The sequence below is a fragment of the Barnesiella sp. CU968 genome, assembly GCF_905219685.1.
Taxonomy (GTDB): Bacteria; Bacteroidota; Bacteroidia; order Bacteroidales; family Muribaculaceae; genus Lepagella; species Lepagella muris_A.
Map to the genome: position 1 here is coordinate 1 of NZ_CAJMXD010000402.1, position 2,589 is coordinate 2,589.

General features: G+C 48.3%; 2 protein-coding genes. Both read right to left on the reverse strand.

Annotation, left to right across the window (positions count from 1 at the left end; translation table 11 throughout):
* The coding region (gene htpG / locus JX312_RS12080) for a molecular chaperone HtpG (RefSeq protein WP_204458146.1) at positions 1-1,859 on the reverse strand (1,859 nt) is incomplete at its 3' end.
* A gap of 102 nt (positions 1,860-1,961) precedes the next feature.
* A partial coding sequence (locus JX312_RS12085; RefSeq protein WP_204458147.1) for an MBL fold metallo-hydrolase occupies positions 1,962-2,589 on the reverse strand: 628 nt, incomplete at its 5' end.

A 2,589-nucleotide genomic window follows, 5' to 3' on the forward strand; every position in this document is an offset into this window, starting at 1 on the left:
TTGATTGCTTCCTTGTCGGCATCTTTATCTTCAAGTCTCTTGCGCAGGTCTGAGATTTGGGAGTTGAAAGATTCAATCTCATCGCGGATCGGTCTTACAACGCTTTCCACGCTCTCTTCCGCGTCCTTAAGAATACGTTTCACCGCAGGTTGACAGGTATTGACCACGAGAGAATACATGTCGGGCATCTGACCGTAGAAATTCATTCCTGGCTGCAGCTCCGCCATGTCCTTCATGCGGCGCATCATCTCGTTCTGGGTAATCACCGCCGGGGCGTCTTTTTCGGAAAGAGCATTGTATTCAACAATGAAATTAGTGTCTTTCACTTCCGGCATCTGGGTGCGGAAAATCGTTGTCAGCATGTCAGCCTGAAGCGGAGAGAGATCAGCCTTCTTGTCATCGTCCTTGCGAATGAGACGCTCCGGAGTGTCGGAATCGACACGGACAAAACGGGTTTTCTCCAGTTTGCTTTCCAGCATTCCTACCGCGTGGCGGTCAAGCTGTCCGTCAAGGAGAAGCACATTGTAGCCTTTCTCCTCGGCACCCTGAATGTAGGCATACTGACTTGTTTTGTCGGAAGCATAGAGGTATACCACCGTCCCCTCCTTGTGTGTCTGTGCAGCCTCGACAAGTGTGCGGTATTCATCAAGAGTATAATAGTTTCCGTTCACATCCTTGAGGAGGAAGAATTTTTTTGCAGACTCATAGAATTTCTCATCCGTGAGCATGCCGTATTTTATGAAGACTTCGATATCGTCCCATTTTTTCTCAAACTCCTTGCGGTCATCCTTAAACATTCTGTCGAGTTTTTCGGCGACTTTCTTTGAGATGTAAGATGAAATCTTCTTTACCTGCTGGTCAGCCTGCAGGTAGCTGCGGCTCACATTCAGCGGGATGTCCGGGGAGTCGATGACACCCTGCATCAGCATCATGAACTCTGGCACCACGCCCTCGACCTGGTCGGTTACATATACCTGATTACAGTAAAGCTGAATCCTGTTGCGCTGGATGTCGATATTGCTCTTTATTTTCGGGAAATACAGTATGCCGGTAAGTGTGAACGGATAATCCACATTTAGGTGGATCCAGAACATCGGATCTTCCTCGCCCGGACGCAATTCATGATAAAACCTGAGATAATCCTCATCAGTGAGTTCCGATGGCTTTTTTGTCCAAAGAGGTTCTGTGGCATTGATGATACGGTCTTTGTCGGTGTCGACATACTTGCCGTCTTTCCATTCCTGCTCCTTGCCGCTGATTACCGGCACCGGAAGGAACCTGCAGTATTTTTTCAGTAGGTTGTCGATTCTTGTCTGTTCAAGAAACTCCTTGTTGTCATCATCGATATAGAGAATGATGTCAGTCCCTCGTCCGGTTTTATCGGTTTCCTTCATTTCATATTCCGGACTGCCGTCGCATGACCATTCCACACCTTTTGCGCCATCCTTGTAGGAAAGTGAGCGTATCACAACCTTTTTCGAGACCATGAACGCGGAATAGAATCCGAGTCCGAAATGTCCGATGATAGAGTTCGCGTTGTCCTTGTATTTTTCAAGGAATTCTTCCGCGCCGGAGAATGCTATCTGGTTTATGTATCTGTCTACATCCTCCGCATCCATGCCGATTCCGTGATCCGACACGGTGAGCGTGCCTTTTTCCTTGTCGACAGAGACTTTCACATTCATTTCTCCAAGCTCACCCTTGAACTCGCCAAAAGAGGAAAGCGTCTTCAGCTTCTGAGTCGCGTCTATAGCATTGGATACGAGCTCACGCAGAAATATTTCATGATCGCTGTATAAGAATTTTTTGATAACGGGGAAAATATTTTCAGTAGTAACCCCGATTTTTCCTGTTGCCATATTTCTCTTTTTTTATTGATGATTCTACAGACAGGCACAGGAGATTCATATCAGCCGCTCCTGTCTGCTTCTGATATTGAATAGTCAAATATCGTGCCATTGTCAGAATTTGAGACGATATCGCGGATTTTCAGCAAGAAACGGGTTTGCCGTCTTCTCGCGTCCTATGGTTGATGACGGACCGTGTCCGGGATAGACCACCGTAGAGTCGGGAAGGGGAAGAAGATTGTCGCGTATGGACTTTATGAGTGTGTTTCCGTTTCCACCGGGAAGATCGGTGCGCCCCACAGAACCTTGAAACAGCGCGTCTCCGGTGATTACAAATCCACCGTCCCTGTCATACAGTGCGATGCTGCCGGGAGAGTGTCCCGGCACGTGCAGAACTTCCAGAGTGCCGTTGCCTATTTTTATCTTGTCACCGGCCTCGACAAAAGTGTCGATTGCCACATCCTCGACCTTCTCCTTGATTCCGAAAGCTTCCGCCTGCTGACGGAGCCTGTCGCCAAGGAAAGCATCCTCTCTGTGTCCGGCAAGGGGAACACCGTATTTCTTTTTTGCATACGCAACACCGATGGCATGGTCTATATGCAGGTGGGTGTCGATGATATTCGTCACTACAAGCGAGTTCTTTTCCAGAAAACGGGAAAGAGCCTCCTCTTCTTCGGTGTTGATCATGCCCGGATCAACAATCGCGGCTTTTTTCGATGTCGGGTCATAGACCACGTACGGG